This is a genomic window from Saccharopolyspora indica, from assembly GCF_027853965.1.
Lineage (GTDB): Bacteria > Actinomycetota > Actinomycetes > Mycobacteriales > Pseudonocardiaceae > Saccharopolyspora > Saccharopolyspora indica.
Genome location: NZ_JAQGLB010000012.1, coordinates 216,703 through 232,216 on the forward strand (window position 1 = coordinate 216,703; position 15,514 = coordinate 232,216).

The 15,514-nt window shown below is 72.2% G+C and carries 12 protein-coding genes and 1 pseudogene; 10 read left to right on the forward strand and 3 right to left on the reverse strand.

Going from position 1 to position 15,514, the window contains the following annotated elements:
* Positions 1-12: 12 nt before the first annotated feature.
* The 5 genes from purN to OU416_RS25400 all read left to right on the forward strand — a co-directional run bounded on the left by purN (position 13) and on the right by OU416_RS25400 (position 8,472).
* Positions 13-606, forward strand: coding sequence for a phosphoribosylglycinamide formyltransferase (purN, locus tag OU416_RS25380; RefSeq protein ID WP_270929513.1), 594 nt, complete (start codon positions 13-15; stop codon positions 604-606).
* Positions 603-2,168 carry a bifunctional phosphoribosylaminoimidazolecarboxamide formyltransferase/IMP cyclohydrolase gene (gene purH / locus OU416_RS25385; RefSeq protein ID WP_270929514.1) on the forward strand — a complete coding sequence of 522 codons (1,566 nt, stop codon included), beginning with the start codon at positions 603-605 and terminating at the stop codon, positions 2,166-2,168. The genes purN and purH overlap by 4 nt, the downstream gene beginning before the upstream one ends.
* A gap of 558 nt (positions 2,169-2,726) precedes the next feature.
* Positions 2,727-3,434, forward strand: coding sequence for a hypothetical protein (locus tag OU416_RS25390; RefSeq protein WP_270929515.1), 708 nt, complete (start codon positions 2,727-2,729; stop codon positions 3,432-3,434).
* Positions 3,435-3,436: 2 nt separating this feature from the next.
* Positions 3,437-5,092, forward strand: coding sequence for a DNA polymerase Y family protein (locus tag OU416_RS25395; protein ID WP_270929516.1), 1,656 nt, complete (start codon positions 3,437-3,439; stop codon positions 5,090-5,092).
* Between the two features lie 74 nt (positions 5,093-5,166).
* On the forward strand, positions 5,167-8,472 hold the full coding sequence (locus OU416_RS25400) for an error-prone DNA polymerase (protein WP_270929517.1): 3,306 nt from the start codon (positions 5,167-5,169) through the stop codon (positions 8,470-8,472).
* 223 nt (positions 8,473-8,695) lie between these two features.
* Here the strand turns inward: OU416_RS25400 and OU416_RS25405 are convergent, their stop codons facing one another.
* Positions 8,696-9,652, reverse strand: coding sequence for a helix-turn-helix transcriptional regulator (locus tag OU416_RS25405; RefSeq protein ID WP_270929518.1), 957 nt, complete (start codon positions 9,650-9,652; stop codon positions 8,696-8,698).
* Between the two features lie 53 nt (positions 9,653-9,705).
* Between OU416_RS25405 and OU416_RS40320 the strand changes: the two are divergent.
* Positions 9,706-10,850, forward strand: a pseudogene (locus OU416_RS40320) (epoxide hydrolase family protein).
* 33 nt (positions 10,851-10,883) lie between these two features.
* Here OU416_RS40320 and OU416_RS25415 read toward each other — a convergent pair.
* Positions 10,884-11,300 (reverse strand): MerR family transcriptional regulator, encoded by a 417-nt coding sequence (locus OU416_RS25415; RefSeq protein ID WP_270929519.1) that lies wholly within the window; start codon positions 11,298-11,300, stop codon positions 10,884-10,886.
* Between the two features lie 59 nt (positions 11,301-11,359).
* Between OU416_RS25415 and OU416_RS25420 the strand changes: the two genes are divergently transcribed.
* A complete protein-coding gene (locus tag OU416_RS25420) occupies positions 11,360-12,295 on the forward strand; it encodes an NAD(P)-dependent oxidoreductase (RefSeq protein WP_270929520.1) in 936 nt (311 codons plus the stop codon).
* Here the strand turns inward: OU416_RS25420 and OU416_RS25425 are convergent.
* Positions 12,256-13,533, reverse strand: a complete 1,278-nt coding sequence (locus tag OU416_RS25425) for an ArgE/DapE family deacylase (RefSeq protein WP_270929521.1) — start codon at positions 13,531-13,533, stop codon at positions 12,256-12,258. The two genes, OU416_RS25420 and OU416_RS25425, sit on opposite strands and share 40 nt — an antisense overlap.
* A 57-nt stretch (positions 13,534-13,590) precedes the next feature.
* Between OU416_RS25425 and OU416_RS25430 the strand changes: the two genes are divergently transcribed.
* The 3 genes from OU416_RS25430 to OU416_RS25440 all read left to right on the forward strand — a co-directional run bounded on the left by OU416_RS25430 (position 13,591) and on the right by OU416_RS25440 (position 15,514).
* The gene (locus OU416_RS25430; RefSeq protein WP_270929522.1) at positions 13,591-14,049 is read left to right on the forward strand and encodes a universal stress protein; all 459 of its coding nucleotides are present in this window, start codon (positions 13,591-13,593) and stop codon (positions 14,047-14,049) included.
* A 151-nt stretch (positions 14,050-14,200) separates the two neighbouring features.
* Complete coding sequence (locus OU416_RS25435) at positions 14,201-14,791, forward strand: pentapeptide repeat-containing protein (RefSeq protein WP_270929523.1); 591 nt, start codon at positions 14,201-14,203, stop codon at positions 14,789-14,791.
* Between the two features lie 84 nt (positions 14,792-14,875).
* Positions 14,876-15,514, forward strand: a complete 639-nt coding sequence (locus OU416_RS25440) for a LysE family translocator (protein WP_270929544.1) — start codon at positions 14,876-14,878, stop codon at positions 15,512-15,514.

The window sequence follows — 15,514 nt, forward strand, 5'->3', positions numbered from 1 at the left end:
GATCCGGCGCGCGTGGTCGTGCTGGTGTCCGGCTCCGGAACTCTGCTGCAGGCCCTGCTCGACGCGACCGGCTCGCCCGACTACCCGGTGCGGGTGGTCGCGGTCGGCGCGGATCGAGACGGCATCGAAGGACTCGCCCGCGCCGAGCGCGCTAGAGTGCCGACCTTCGTCCGCCGCGTCAAGGACCACCCGAGCCGGGACGACTGGGATCGCGCGCTGACCGAGGCCTGCGCCGAGCACGAGCCGGACCTGGTGGTCTCCGCCGGGTTCATGAAGCTCGTCGGCACGGACTTCCTGTCGCGCTTCGACGGCCGGTACCTCAACAGCCACCCGGCCCTGCTGCCCTCGTTCCCCGGCATGCACGGGGTTCGCGACGCGCTGGAGTACGGGGTGCGGGTCACCGGTTGCACGTTGTTCGTCGTCGACGCCGGTGTGGACACCGGACCGATCCTCGCGCAGGAGGCGGTCGAGGTGCGCCCCGATGACGACGAGGCGAGCTTGCACGAGCGGATCAAGGCCGTCGAGCGGCGGTTGCTGGTCGACACCCTGGAACAGCTGGCGTTGCACGGTTGGACCGTGCAGGGACGGAAGGTGAGTATCCCGTGACCGCGAACTCGCAGGAGCGGCGTGCTGTTCGCCGCGCGCTGATCGGCGTGTCGGACAAGTCGGGGCTGCTGGAGCTGGCCACCGGGCTGCACGCCGCCGGCGTGGAGATCGTGTCCACCGGCGGCACCGCCCGCACCATCGCGGACGCGGGCGTCCCGGTGACCCCGGTCGAGGAGCTCACCGGTTTCCCGGAGGCGCTCGACGGCCGGGTCAAGACCCTGCACCCGCGGGTGCACGCGGGGCTGCTCGCCGACCTGCGCCGCCCGGAGCACGCCGACCAGCTCCGCGAGCTGGACATCGCCCCGTTCGACCTGCTGGTGGTGAACCTGTACCCGTTCGTGCAGACGGTGGCCTCGGGCGCCGCGCCGGACGAGGTGATCGAGCAGATCGACATCGGCGGCCCGGCGATGGTGCGCGCCTCGGCGAAGAACCACGCGAACGTCGCGGTCGTCGTCGACCCGAGCCGCTACGAGTGGCTGCTGGAGCAGGTCCGGGAAGGCGGCTTCACGCTGGCCGACCGGGTCGAGCTGGCGGCCGCCGCGTTCCGGCACACCGCCTCCTACGACGTCGCGGTGGCGTCCTGGATGAGCAAGGTGCCGACCGGCGACGACTCGGTGTTCCCCGGCTGGATCGGGGAGACCTGGGAGCGCCGCTCCGCGCTGCGCTACGGCGAGAACCCGCACCAGCCCGCCGCGCTGTACGTCTCCGGCGGCGAGGCGACCGGCCTCGCGGCCGCGGCCCAGCTGCACGGCAAGGAGATGTCCTACAACAACTACGTCGACGCCGACGCGGCCTGGCGGGCGGCGCACGACCACAGCGAGCCGTGCGTGGCCATCATCAAGCACGCCAACCCGTGCGGCATCGCGGTGGCCGACGACATCGCCGCGGCGCACCGCAAGGCGCACGAGTGCGACCCGGTCAGCGCCTACGGCGGCGTGATCGCGACGAACCGCGAGGTCTCGGTGGCGATGGCCGAGCAGGTCTCGGAGATCTTCACCGAGGTCATCGTGGCGCCCGGCTACGCCGACGGCGCGGTGGACGTGCTGAGCAAGAAGAAGAACATCCGGATCCTGACCGCGCAGCCGCCCAAGAGCGGCCGGATCGAGATGCGGGCGATCTCCGGCGGCATGCTGGTGCAGGGCTCCGACGCGATCGACGCCGAGGGCGACGACCCGGCCAACTGGACGCTGGCGGCCGGCACCGCGGCGGACGAGGCCACGCTGGCGGACCTGGAGTTCGCCTGGCGCGCCTGCCGCGCGGTGAAGTCGAACGCGATCCTGCTGGCCGACGCCGGGGCCACGGTCGGCGTGGGCATGGGGCAGGTGAACCGGGTCGACTCGGCTCGCCTGGCGGTCTCCCGGGCGGGTGACCGGGCCAAGGGCGCGGTGGTCGCGTCCGACGCGTTCTTCCCGTTCGCCGACGGTCCGCAGGTGCTGCTGGACGCCGGCGTGCGCGCCATCGTGCAGCCCGGCGGTTCGGTCCGGGACGCCGACACCATCGCGGCGGCGGAGGCGGCCGGTGTGCCGCTCTACTTCACCGGGACGCGCCACTTCGCGCACTGACCCAGGAGCACTCCGAGCGGTGCGGGCGGCCACGGCCGTCCGCACCGCTTGCTTTTCCCGGTCGGTGCGGGCGAGCTGCCGGTGGGACCGGTCCGGTCGTGACGTGCGCATGGAAGCCCTCCTCGGTGGTCTGGGAATTCGTTCGCCGCGCGGTCGTCCCGGCTGGGAGGTGCGGAGCACCGGGCTGTCGGGCCCGGCGTCGCGGCGGCCGGCGGGAGGCGGGTCCGGGCTGCTGCTGGGGCGGCCCTGGAACGCGGTCTCCGGTCAAGTTGTAGCGGCTGTTTCCGTTTGCCTCAGCCGAATTTCGGGCGATCGAACAAATGTTCACCCAATCCGGCTACAGGCCTTGACGGGGGGCTCGGGCCAGGGTTTACTTGTCTTTGTTCGAACTGAGGTTCGAGATGGATCGGTAGGTGTCGGGGCCGACCGATCCGTTGGATCCGGCGCTGCGTTCGGGTGCAGGCGCAGTGTCGGTTCCACCGCTGTCTTCCCCACAGCGGCTTGGTGGGTGCCCGCTCCGGGGTCGGGCATCCGCGCGCACGATGTGGGGAGGCAGCGATGTCCGCGATGGCGTCTTCGACGGCGCCGGGCGTGTCCGCGGCTCACGGGGTGTTCGTGGGCGCGCCGGTGGTCGGAGCGGGTGGTGTTCCTGGTGCGGGCCGGGTGCTGCCCACGCGGGCAGAACTCGCCGCCGTGCTGCCATGGCCAGGTTTGCGCCGTGGCAGCACGGTGGCGGTGCACGGATCTGTCTCGTTGCTCTTCGCGCTGCTCGCCGAGGCGACCGCCAGCGGTTCTTGGGCCGCGGTGGTGGGGCTGGCGGGCATCAGCCTGGTCGCCGCGGCCGAAACCGGTGTGGAGCTCGCCAGGCTCGCGGTGGTTCCGCGGCCGGGCGGTGACCCGGTCGGCGTGGTCGCCGCGCTGCTCGACGGCGTGGACCTGGTCGTCGTCGGTGGTGCTCGGCGGATCGCGGATTCCGATGCCCGGAGGCTGTCGGCGCGGGCGCGCAACCGCGGTTCGGTGCTGCTGCCGTTCGGCCCGTGGGCGGGTGCCGAGGTGCAGCTCCGTTGCGCTGATGCCAGCTGGCGCGGGATCGGGCAGGGCCACGGGTACCTGCGGGAACGCGCGGTCACGGTGCACGCGGGCGGGCGCGGTGCGGCGTCCCGGCCGCGTTCGTGCCGGCTCCTGCTCCCGGGGTCCGGTGGTGCTCTCGGGGTTCCTGAGGACGAAAGCGCGCGGCCCCGGCTGCGTTCCGTGGCGGGTGATTAGCGATGCCGCCTCGTCGACTCGTCGTGTGGTGCCCGGACTGGCCGGTGGTGGCCGCGGCCCGCGCGGCCGAACTCGGCCCGCTGGTGCCCACCGCGGTGTTCGCGTCCAACCGGGTGGTGGCCTGCTCCGCGACGGCCCGCGACAGCGGGGTCCGGCGCGGGATGCGCCGCCGCGAAGCGCAGGGCCGCTGCCCGGAACTGGTGGTCCGCGAGCACGATCCGGACCGGGACGCGCGGATGTTCGAGCCGGTGGTGGTCGCGATCGAGGACATGATGCCGGGGGTGGAGATCGTCCGCCCGGGGCTGGTGGCGGTCGCGGCGCGGGGGCCAGCGCGCTACTTCGGCTCCGAGGCGGGCGCCGCCGAGCGGGTGATCGACAAGATCGGCGCGCACGTCGGGGTCGAGTGCCAGGTGGGCGTCGCGGACGGGCTGTTCGCGGCGGTGCTGGCCGCTCGGCGCGGTCAGCTGGTCGCGCCCGGGCTGAGCCCGGAGTTCCTCGCGCCGCTGGCCGTCGACGAGATCGACCAGCTCGCCGACCGGCTCAGCGGCAGGCAGGCCGCGGAGCAGGTGTCGCTGGTGGATCTGCTGCGGCGCTTGGGGATTCGCACGCTGGGCGACTTCGCCGCGTTGGCCCCGTCGGACGTCGCGACGAGGTTCGGCCAGTTCGCGCTGACGATGCACCGCGCGGCGGGCGGTCAGGAGGAGCGGCCGGTGCTGCGGCGGCAGCCCCCGCCGGACCTGGTGGTCTCCGAGCAGCTCGATCCGCCGGTGGACCGGGTGGACCGGGCGGCCTTCGCGGCCAAGGCGCTGGCGGACCGGCTGCACGTCAGGCTCGGCGAGCTCGGTCTGGCGTGCACGCGCCTGGGGATTTCGGCGAGCACCGAGCACGGGGAGGAGCTGCACCGGGTGTGGCGGTGCGCCGAGCCGCTGACCCCGTCGGCCACCGCGGACCGGGTGCGCTGGCAGCTCGACGGTTGGTTGAACGGCCGCAGCGGGTCCCAGCGCCCGACGGCCGGGGTGGGCGTGCTGAGCCTGCACCCGGAGGAAGTCGTCGGAGCGGGCGGGCTGCAGCTCGACCTGCTCAGCGCCGCGACCGGTGAGGCGGATGCCCGCGCCGGCCGCGCGTTCGCCCGGGTGCAGGGCATGCTCGGGCCGGATGCGGTGCTGACCGGAGTGCTCGACGGCGGTCGGGATCTGCGCGATCAGGTGCGGTTCGTGCCGTGGGGCGATGAGCGGCGCCCGGCGCTGGAACCGGATCGCCCGTGGCCGGGCCGGATCCCGGCGCCGTCCCCCGCGGTGGTCCCGGATTCGCCGTGGCCCGCGGTGGTGCTCGATGCCGAGGGCCGGCCGGTGGGGATCACCGACCGGGATCGGTTGACCGCCGCGCCGCACCGCGTCGAGGTGTCGGGCGGCCGGTCCCGCGCGGTGTCGGGCTGGGCGGGGCCATGGCCGGTGACCGAGCGCTGGTGGGCTGAGCTGCTGGCGGTCGCCGGGCAGACGGCTCCGGCGACGCAGGTGCCGCCGCGGTCGGCGGTGCGGATCCAGGTGGTGCTCGAAGCGGGTTCCGGCGGACCGGATTCCGGTCCCGATCCGGGTGAGGTGGCCCTGCTGCTGGTGCACGAGCGGGATCGCTGGTGGGTGCAGGGCGCCTATCGATGAGCGCGAACACTCGTTCGAGTGGTTTGCCCGATTCTCGGTGGCATCGTCGTTTCGAACTGGAGTTCACTGTTGTCATGAGTTGGTTCAACCCTCCCCAGTCCTGGTCGGAATTGGAGACCGCGCTGTCCGGCCGGTCCGGTTCCGCGACCGGGCGCGGGGGCCGCGACGAGCGGGGCCCCGACGACGGGAACGACGGTCCGGCGCGGACTCGGCAGCACGCCGAGCGCCGGTCCGACGCCGTTCCCGCGATGCCGCCGGTCCCGTACGCGGAGCTGCACGCGCACTCCAACTTCAGCTTCCTGGACGGGGCGAGCCACCCGGAGGAGCTGGTGGCGGAGGCGGCGCGGCTGGGTCTGGAGGCGATCGCGCTCACCGATCACGACGGGCTGTACGGGGTGGTGCGCTTCGCCGAAGCCGCCGCCGAGCACGGGATGCGCACGGTGTTCGGCGCCGAGCTCAGCCTGGGGCTCACCGCGCCGCAGAACGGGGTGCCCGATCCGGAGGGGCGGCACCTGCTGGTGCTGGCGCGGGACCCCACCGGGTACGCGAGCCTGTGCCGGGAGATCAGCAAGGCGCAGCTGGCCGGGAAGGAGAAGGGGCGGCCGGTCTACGAGCTGGCGGAGCTCGCCGCCGCGGCCGGAGGGCACTGGCAGGTGCTCACCGGTTGCCGGAAGGGTGCGGTGCCCGCCGCGCTCGCGGCGGACGGCTTCGATGCCGCCGCGGCGGAGCTGGACGGGCTGGTCGCGCTGTTCGGCGCGGACCACGTCGCGGTGGAGCTGACCGACCACGGACTGCCCGCGGATTCCGCGCGCAACGATGCGCTGACCGAGCTGGCCGCCCGCGCCGGGGTGTCCACCGTGGCCAGCACCGGGGCGCACCTGGCCCGGCCGGAGCAGGCCCGGCTGGCCGGGGTGGTCGCCGCTGTCCGGGCCCGCCGCAGCCTGGACGAGGTGGACGGCTGGCTGCCCGCCTGGGCGGGCAGCTACCTGCGCTCGGGGGCCGAGATGGCGGAGCTGTTCGCGCGCTACCCGGGAGCCGTGCAGCGGGCCGCCGAGCTCGGCAAGGAGTGCGCCTTCGACCTGCAGCTGGTGGCCCCGCAGCTGCCGCCGTTCCGCGTGCCCGAGGGGCGCACCGAAGCGGGCTGGCTGCGGGAGCTGACCTACCAGGGCGCGCTGCAGCGGTACGGCCTGCCGCAGCAGAACTCCGCGGCCTACCAGCAGATCGAGCACGAGCTGGCGGTGATCGAGGAGCTGGAGTTCCCCGGCTACTTCCTGATCGTGCAGGACATCGTGGAGTTCTGCCGCAGCCAGGGAATCCTGTGCCAGGGCAGGGGATCGGCGGCGAACTCGGCGGTGTGCTTCGCGCTGCGCATCACCAACGCGGACCCGGTGCGCTACCAGCTGCTCTTCGAGCGGTTCCTGGCCCCGGAGCGGGACGGTCCGCCGGACATCGACCTGGACATCGAGTCGGACCGCCGCGAAGAGGTGATCCAGTACGTCTACCGCACGTACGGCCGGATGCACGCCGCCCAGGTGGCGAACGTGATCAGCTACCGGCCGCGCTCGGCGGTGCGCGACGTCGCCCGCGCGCTCGGCTATTCGCCGGGTCAGCAGGACGCCTGGAGCAAGGAGATCGAGCACTGGGGCCCGCTGCCGGAAGAGTCCGAGATCCCCGGGCCGGTGCGGCAGCTGGCCGGTGAGCTGATGGGTTTCCCGCGGCACCTGGGCATCCACTCCGGCGGGATGGTGATCTGCCACCAGCCGGTCAGCGAGGTGTGCCCGGTGGAGTGGGCGCGGATGCCCGGCCGCACCGTCCTGCAGTGGGACAAGGACGACTGCGCGGAGGCCGGCCTGGTCAAGTTCGACCTGCTCGGGCTGGGCATGCTCTCGGCGCTGCGGTACGCCACCGAGATGGTGCGCGAGCACCACGGGCGCGAGGTCGATCTCGGCCGGCTGGACCTGGCCGACGACGCGGTCTACGAGATGTTGCGCCGGGCCGACGCGGTCGGGGTGTTCCAGGTGGAGAGCCGCGCGCAGCTGGCCACGCTGCCGAGATTGAAGCCGCGGGAGTTCTACGACCTGGTGGTCGAGGTGGCGCTGATCCGGCCGGGGCCGATCCAGGGCGGTTCGGTGCACCCGTACATCCGGCGCCGCAACGGGGAGGAGGAGTGGGACTTCGAACACCCGTCGATGGCGGGGGCGCTGGCGAAGACCTACGGGGTCCCGCTGTTCCAGGAGCAGCTGATGCAGCTGGCGGTGGACGTCGCGGGGTTCTCCCCGGCGGAGGCCGACCAGCTGCGGCGGGCGATGGGGGCCAAGCGGTCCGAGGAGCGGATGGCCCGGCTCAAGGACCGGTTGTTCGAGGGCATGGCGGTCAAGGGCATCTCAGGGGCGCTGGCCGACCGGATCTACCAGCGGATGCTGGCCTTCGCCAACTACGGCTTCCCGGAGAGCCACGCGCTGAGCTTCGCGCTGCTGGTGTTCGCCAGCGCCTGGTTCAAGCACTACTACCCGGCGGCGTTCTGCGCCGCCTTGCTCAAGGCGCAACCGATGGGCTTCTACTCGCCGCAGTCGCTGGTCGCGGATGCCCGGCGGCACGGCGTGCGGGTGCGCGGACCGGATGTCAACGCGAGTCGGGTGCAGGCCGATCTGGAACCCGATGCCGCCAGCGAGGGGCGGCAGGCGGTGCGGCTCGGGCTGGCTGCGGTGCGCGGGCTCGGCGATGGCGCGGCGGAGAAGTTGGTGGCCGAGCGGGCGGCGAACGGTCCGTACACCGGCATGGCCGAGGTGGCCCGACGGGTGGAGCTGACCGCGGCGCAGATGGAGGCGTTGGCGACGGCCGGCGCGTTCGGCTGCTTCGGGCTGTCCCGCCGCGAGGCGCTGTGGAACGCGGCTGCGGCGGCCGGTGACCGAGCGGATCGGCTGCCGGGGACCACGGCCGCGGCTCCTGCTCCTGCCCTGCCCGGCATGGACGGGATCGACGTGGCCGCGGCGGACGTCTGGGCCACCGGCGTTTCCCCGGACAGCTTCCCGCTCCAGTTCGTGCGGTCCAAGTTGGACTCGCTCGGCGCGCTCCCGGCAGCGCGTCTGTCCGAAGTGGAGCACGGGGCGAGGGTGCTGGTCGGTGGTGCGGTGACGCACCGGCAGCGACCGGCCACCGCGGGCGGGATCACGTTCCTGAACCTGGAGGACGAGACCGGCATGGTCAACGTCATGTGCTCTCCGGGCCTGTGGGCGCGGTACCGCAAGGTCGGGCGCTCCAGCGCGGCGTTGCTGGTGCGCGGAATCGTGGAGCGAGCGGAAGGGGTGATCAATCTGAGAGCTGACCGGCTGCAGAAGTTGGAAGTCCGCATCCCCTCAACCTCTCGCGACTTCCACTGAGGTTTCCGGTCTCCTGGCGGTCCTTCAGCGTGGCTGAGGCCCCAGCAAGGCTGAAAAGCTCACCAGCGGCCACCCACCTCGGCGTCGACCGGCCCGACCGGCAGCGGACGAACACCACTCCCTCCCAGGGTGTTGCATCCGGCCATCACTCGGGCGCGGTCCGAGGACGCCGGGGCCCGAGCGCGGTGAACCCCACCGACGCCGCGCTCGGGCCCACCGGGGTTCAGCGTCGGCGCGTGCTGGCGGCGGTGAACCTGTTGCCCAGTTTCCGCAGGTGTTCGGCGAGTTCTGGAGGTGATTCGACTTCGAAGTCGACATCGAGCATGCCCATCGCGAGTGCGACGAGGTCGTAGGAGTCCGAGGCCAGTTCTACGCGGCAGGTGCTCTCGTCCAGCGGGGTCACGATGCCGTCGATCCGGCCTTCGACGTCCGCGGCGGGTGCGTGCACGAGCAGGTGCGAGCGCAGCGGCCACATCTCGAATCCCACGGTTCTGCGCAGGTAGGCCAGGACATCGCCGTCCGGCGGTTCGCGGTGCGCGAAGCGCGGTCCGTTGGGGGTGCGCAGCGTCATCCGGTCCGCCCGGAAGGTGCGCCAGTCGGCTCGGTCGACGTCCCAGCCGACCAGGTACCACTTCTGGCCCCAGCAGATGAGGCGGTGCGGTTCGACGTTGCGCCGCGACTCGGTTCCGCGGTGGTCGAGGTAGTCGAAGCGCAGCGTTTCAGCGGCCCTGACGGCGGCCGAGATCGCGGTGAGCACCGTTGCCCGCACGCCTGATTCGGTGCCGGGGGACATCGTCACGACCGCGTTCTTCAGCGTGCTCACCCGGTGGCGCAGCCTGGACGGCAGGACCTGTTCGAGCTTGTTCAGCGCGCGCACCGAGGCTTCCTCGGTTCCGGTGACGCGTCCGGCCGCCGCGGTGTGCAGGCCGACCGCGACCGCGACTGCTTCGTCGTCGTCGAGCAGCAGCGGCGGCAGCGAGGCGCCGGAGCCGAGCCGGTACCCGCCGTGCGGGCCGATCGTGGCGTCCACCGGGTAGCCCAGCTCGCGCAGCTGGTCGATGTCGCGCCGCACGGTCCGGGTAGTGACTCCGAGGCGTTCGGCGAGTTCCGTGCCGGACCAGTCACGGCCCATCTGCAGCAGCGACAGCAGCCGGAGGAAGCGGGCGGGTGTTGCGAGCATGCGCCCACCTTGGCAGCTGAGGAGGACCGAAGCTGTCCTACTCGGCCGTGAGCCTGCACGCACTAGCGCCGTTTCGGATCGATGTCGCCCAGGGGTCCCTGGATGATCTGCGGGAGCGACTGGCCCGCACTCGTTGGCCCGGCGAGCTCCCCGGTGTCGGCTGGCCGTACGGCGTGCACCAGGACTACCTGGCCGAGCTGGTCGAGTACTGGCGCACCGCTTACGACTGGCGCGCGCACGAGGCCCGACTCAACTCGTTCCCGCAGTTCACGACGGTCATCGATGATCAGCGGGTGCACTTCCCGCACGTCCGTTCCCCGGAGCCGGATGCGACGCCGCTGATCATCACGCACGGTTGGCCGAGCACGGTCCACGACTTCGTCGAGTCATCGGACCGCTGGCGGACCCGCGTGCGCACGGCGGGGACCCGGCGGAGGCCTTCCACGTGGTCGCTCCTCCACTGCCGGGGTTCGGCTTCTCCGGGCCGACCACGCGGACGGGGTGGGGGTGAACCGGATCGCGCGTGCCTGGGCGGAGCTGATGCGGGGTCTCGGGTACGAGCGCTGCGGAGCGCAGGGTGGCGATTTCGGCAGCATCGTGTCGCCGGAGCTCGGCCGGACAGCGCCGGAGAACGTCCTCGGCGTGCACGTGAACGCGTTGGCGGATACCTCGGTGGCGGGCGATCCCAGATCCCAGTGATCTGGAGCGGTTGTCGGCGGAGGATCGCGCGCAGGCCGAGCGGAACCAGGAGCTCTGGTACGGGCATTCCGGCTACGCGGTGCAGATGTCCACCCGCCCGCAGACGTTGGCCTGCGCGCTCAATGACTCTCCGGCCGGTCAGCTGGCCTGGAACCTGGAGTGGTTCGTCGACTGGGATCCCGCTCGCACCGAGCAGACCCCGATCGACCGGGACGCGATCCTGACCAACGTCACGATCTTCTGGCTGACCGGGACGGCGGGTTCGGCGGCCCGGCTCTACCTGGAGTCCGCCGACGGGTGGGACCGGCGTCCCGAGCGCACCGCGGTCCCGACCGGCGTGGCGAACTTCGCCGGTGACGGGGCGATCCGCGGTCTGGCGGAGCTCTCCCACGAGATCACCCGTTGGACCAGCTGCTCCGACGGCGGGCACTTCGCCTCGCTGCAGGCCCCGGATCTGCTGGTGGACGACATCCGAGCGTTCTTCAAGACCGTGCGCTAGCGGAGAATGCCGCTGGCTGAACCGGAATTCCGTTCAGTCGTGCCGACTTCGACCGGCGTCGCCGATCGCAGCACAAGCGTCCTCGTCGGCGACGCCGGTCGACTCGGTGGCGGCGATGATGTCGTCCAGCGCCTCGCGCGCGGCCAGCAGGTCGGCCACCGCTGCGTCGAGCCGTTCGCGCTCCCGGTTCAGGTCGGGCAGCATGCCGGAGCAGGCCGGGGCCAAGGAGTTCCCGTCGTCGGCCAGGCACGGCAGCAGCTCGGCGATGGTGGCGGTGCCGAGCCCCGCCGCCAGCAGCATGCGGATGCCCCGCACCGTGGCGACGTCCGATTCCGAGTACTCGCGGTATCCGCTCGGCAGCCGCGAGGGCGCGAGCAGCCCCTGCTCTTCGTAGTAGCGCAGGAGTCGCTGGCTCACTCCGGTTCGCCGGGAGAACTCACCCATGCGCATGTGACGGCCACCACTCCACGTTGACTCTCACATCGATGTGACACCGCAGCCTAATCCGCATGACGAATCAACTAGACGCAGTCCCGCAGCTCGCACCGGTCACCGTCGTCGGACTCGGTCCGATGGGCCTGGCGCTCGCCGGAGCGCTGCTGGACCGCGGCCATCCGACGACCGTCTGGAACCGGACCCCGGCGAAGGCGGACGATGTCGTCGCCAGGGGAGCCCGCAGTGCGGAGGACATCGCGGAAGCGGTGTCGGCGAGTCCGGTCGTGATCACCTGCCTCAAGGACTACGAGACCGCGCACGGAGTTCTCGCCCCGGCAACGGATGCGCTGCGGGGGCGGGTCCTGGTCAACCTGAACTCCGGCACGCCGAGCGAGGCCGCCGCGGCAGCCGGCTGGGCCGCCGAGCGCGGTGCCGCGTACCTCGACGGCGCGATCATGGTGCCGCCACCGCTCGTCGGAGATCCCGGAGCCGTCTTCCTGTACAGCGGATCGGAGGACGTCTTCGACGAACACCGGGAGACGCTGGCGAGCATGGGAGCGCCGCGGTTCCTCGGCGCCGACCCGAGCCTCGCGGTGCTGCACAACACGGCCCTGCTCGGTTTGATGTACGCGACCATGAACGGATTCCTGCACGCCACCGCTCTGGTCGGCTCGGCGGGTGTCCCCGCGGTCGAGTTCGCCGACCTCGCCGTCAACTGGTTCATGCCCGCCGTGGTGGTGAACCCGACCCTCGTCGAGCAGGCGGCCGATCTGGACGCGAGCAACTACCCCGGTGATCTCGGCACCATGGAGATGAACCTGAACGCCTTGGAGCACATCGCGCGGACCTGCGTGGAGCAGGGTGTTCACGCGGATCAGGCGCGGCACATGGTGGCGATCGCGGAGCAGGCGATCGCCACCGGGCACGGCGGCGAGAACTACCTCGCCGTGTTCGAGGTGTTCAAGAACGCTCAGGCGACGCCACAGCGGCGGATCGCCAGCAGGGCGTAGGTGCGGGCCGCCTGCTCCAGCTCGGCGATCGAGACGTGCTCGTCGTGGGCGTGCGCGTAGCGGATGTCGCCGGGGCCGTACTGGAGCGTCGGGATTCCGGCGGCCGAGTACAGCCGCAGGTCGGTGCCGTACGGCGCGCCCAGCGCAACCGGCCGGGGTGCTCCGGCCGCGACGACGGCGTCCTGGGTCTCGGGCAGCAGCGGATGCCCTTCGGGCAGTCGTCCGCTGGCGAAGATCCCGCCGGGCCAGCTGACCTGGACCGGGTGCTCCGCCAGCCAGGGGTCCGCGGCGCAGGCCGCGGCGATGGCGGCGGTGAACTCGGCCTTGGCGTCCTCGATCGACTCGCCGATCCGGACGCCGTAGCGGCCTTCGGCGATCGCCAGGTCCGGCACCGTGCTGGCCCAGTCGCCGACCCGGGCCATGCCGATGGACAGCGGGTACGGCACCTCCAGGTGCGCGACCAGCGGGTCGGGGCCGGCGTTGCGGCGGGATTCCAGCTCGCGCAGCGCGGGCAGCAGGTGGGCGAGCTTGTCGAGCGCGTTCACCCCTCGGTACCTGGTGGAGCCGTGCGTGCTCTGACCAGCGATTTCGAGCCGGAACGTGAGCGACCCGCCGTTGGCCGCCACGATCGTGCCCGAGCTCGGCTCGGCCAGCACGCACGCCGCTGCGCGATGTCCGCGCCGCAGCGTGGCGAACGCGCCGAGCCCGCCGTCCTCCTCGCCGACGACGGTGTGCACGGCCACCGGGCGGGCGAGTTCGATGCCGGCCGCGCGCAGCGCCTGCAGCGCGCCGAAGATCGCGGCCAGCCCGCCCTTCATGTCGCAGGTGCCGCGACCGGCGGCGATGCCGTCCTGGACGCGCAGGGCGTACGGGTCGCGGTCCGGCCAGCGGTCGAGGTCGCCGGGCGGGACGACGTCGGTGTGCCCGCAGAACACCAGCGCCGGTTCCGGGCCGTCGCCGCGCACGCCCACGCAGCCGTAGGCGATGTCGCGCTCGGCCTCCTGGCCGGGGAAACCGTCCTGCTCGGCGAGCTCGCGGACGTCGATGCGCCAGTGGTCCACCCGGTGACCGAGCCCGGCCAGCCGGTCGGCGCACCACTGCTGGGCGTCGTGCTCGCCGGTGGTGCCGCCGACGCTGGGGATCGCGACGAGCTCGCGCAGGTCGTCCAGGACGTCGTCGGGGTCCACCGCGTCGAGGGCGCGACGTTCGAGGTCGGAGAGGGTGTGGCCGCTGTTCACGTGTCGAGTGTGTCGCACGCGTCCAACTCCCCGGGCCGCGACCACTACCATCTCCGCGTGGCCGAAGGCGACAACGAGCGGGAATTCGAGATCGGCAAGGACGGGCTGGGCGGCATCGTCGTGGGCATGGACGGCAGCCCGGCGAGCTTCCACGCCGCGGCGTGGGCTGCCGGCCTGGCGCGGCGCGAGCGCGCGCGGCTGGTGCTGGTCTACGTCGAGGCCGTGGGCGGGGTCGCCTACTGGTCGCCGATGGGCGTCGCGGTGGCCAGCGAGGCGGCCGAGAGCCTGGTGGAGGAGTTGAAGAAGGAGGTCGTGTCGCACCTGAAGTGGGTGGACATCGACTGGGACTTCGTGCACCACCGCGGCGATCCGGCGGTGGGTCTGGAGCAGGTCGCCGAGCAGTACCGGGCGGATCTGATCGTGGTGGGCCGCTCGCGGCGCCGCGGCGGACTGCTGGGCACGGTGCCCGCGACGCTGGTGGTCGAGGCGGTCCGGCCGGTGGTCGTGGTGCCGTGATGCGATGGCTCCCGTGAGTGGTTCGGGGTGCCATGGCACCCCAAAGCGCGCACGGCTCCTGAAGATCGGCGACTGAGCCTCTCGCCGGGACCTGGCGGCATCCGGATGCGGCACGTGCCGGCGTGTCGGGCAGGCATGGCACGCTGGGCTGATGACGAGCGCGGTGGGCGAGAACTTCGAGGACGCAGTGCTGACGGACCAGGAGTGGGAGGGTCGCTCGTTCGAGCACTGCGACTTCACCGACGCGGACCTGACCGGCTTGAGCACCCGCAACTGCGTGTTCACCGAGTGCGTGTTCACCGGAACGGATCTCAACGCCTCGCAGCACGTCGCCACCGCGTTCCGGTCCTGCAAGTTCGAGCGGACCGTGTTCGGGAAGTCCACTTTGGATGGTTGCAGCCTGCTGGGGTCGAGCTTCGTGGACTGCCGGCTGCGCGCGTGGCGGCTGCGCGAGACCGACCTGACGCTGGTGGGCATGGGCCGAGCGGACCTGCGGGGCCTGGACCTGCGCGGCATCCGCTTCCGCGAGGCCAACCTGACCGACTGCGACCTGCGCCGCTGCGACCTCCGCGAAGCGGACTTCACCGGTGCCCGCCTGCTCGGCGCCCGCCTGGCCGAGGCGGACCTCCGCGACGCCCGCCTGGACGCGGACGCCATGGTCCAGGCCAACCTCCGGGGAGCCCGCGTCGACACGATGCTGGCCCTCACCTTCGCCGCGGCGCACGGCCTCCGCGTCGACTGAACGGCGATTTCGCGAGAAATCCCCGTTCCGCTCCACCGGAAAACCGCTTCAGCCGGAACCGATTCCCGTGGTTCCATGAACTCCATGGTCGCCACCGATCGACTGCTCGCGTTCGCCGCTGCGTCGTTGCTGCTCATCGTGATCCCCGGCCCGAGCGTGCTGTTCGTCGTCGGCCGGGCCCTGGCGCAAGGCCGCCGCGCCGCGCTCACCACGGTCCTGGGCAACACGATCGGTGCCTACGTGCTGGTCGTCGCCGTCGCGTTCGGAGTCGGGGCGATCGTCGAGCGCTCGGCCCTGGTGTTCACCGCCCTGAAGCTGGTGGGCGCCGCGTACCTGGTGCACCTGGGCATCAAGGCGGTGCGGCAGCGCAAGTCGGTGCACGCGGAGCTGGCTGAGGGCAAGCCCGCGATCGGTGGCCTGCGCACGTTGTGGGAGGGCTTCGCGGTCGGCGTGGCCAACCCCAAGACGATGGTGTTCTTCGCCGCTGTGCTGCCGCAGTTCGTCGACCGCGAGCAGGGGCACGTCGCGGTGCAGATGCTGCTGCTCGGGCTGATCTTCAACGCGATCGCGCTGATCTGCGATTCGACGTGGGGTCTCGCCGCCGCCACCGCGCGGGACTGGTTCGCCCGCTCGCCGCGGCGGCTCGCCACCGTCGGCGGAGCGGGCGGCCTCGCGATGATCGGCCTCGGCGTCTCCATCGCGGTGACGGGCCGCGAGGACTAG

Bases quoted from the DNA above. Each gene is read 5' to 3' on its own strand.
- OU416_RS25390 (WP_270929515.1), top strand. From the start codon at position 2,727: ATGTCCGCGATGGCGTCTTCGACGGCGCCGGGCGTGTCCGCGGCTCAC.
- OU416_RS25395 (WP_270929516.1), top strand. From the start codon at position 3,437: ATGCCGCCTCGTCGACTCGTCGTGTGGTGCCCGGACTGGCCGGTGGTG.
- OU416_RS25400 (WP_270929517.1), top strand. From the start codon at position 5,167: ATGAGTTGGTTCAACCCTCCCCAGTCCTGGTCGGAATTGGAGACCGCG.
- OU416_RS25405 (WP_270929518.1), bottom strand. From the start codon at position 9,652: ATGCTCGCAACACCCGCCCGCTTCCTCCGGCTGCTGTCGCTGCTGCAG.
- OU416_RS25415 (WP_270929519.1), bottom strand. From the start codon at position 11,300: ATGCGCATGGGTGAGTTCTCCCGGCGAACCGGAGTGAGCCAGCGACTC.
- OU416_RS25420 (WP_270929520.1), top strand. From the start codon at position 11,360: ATGACGAATCAACTAGACGCAGTCCCGCAGCTCGCACCGGTCACCGTC.
- OU416_RS25435 (WP_270929523.1), top strand. From the start codon at position 14,201: ATGACGAGCGCGGTGGGCGAGAACTTCGAGGACGCAGTGCTGACGGAC.
- OU416_RS25440 (WP_270929544.1), top strand. From the start codon at position 14,876: ATGGTCGCCACCGATCGACTGCTCGCGTTCGCCGCTGCGTCGTTGCTG.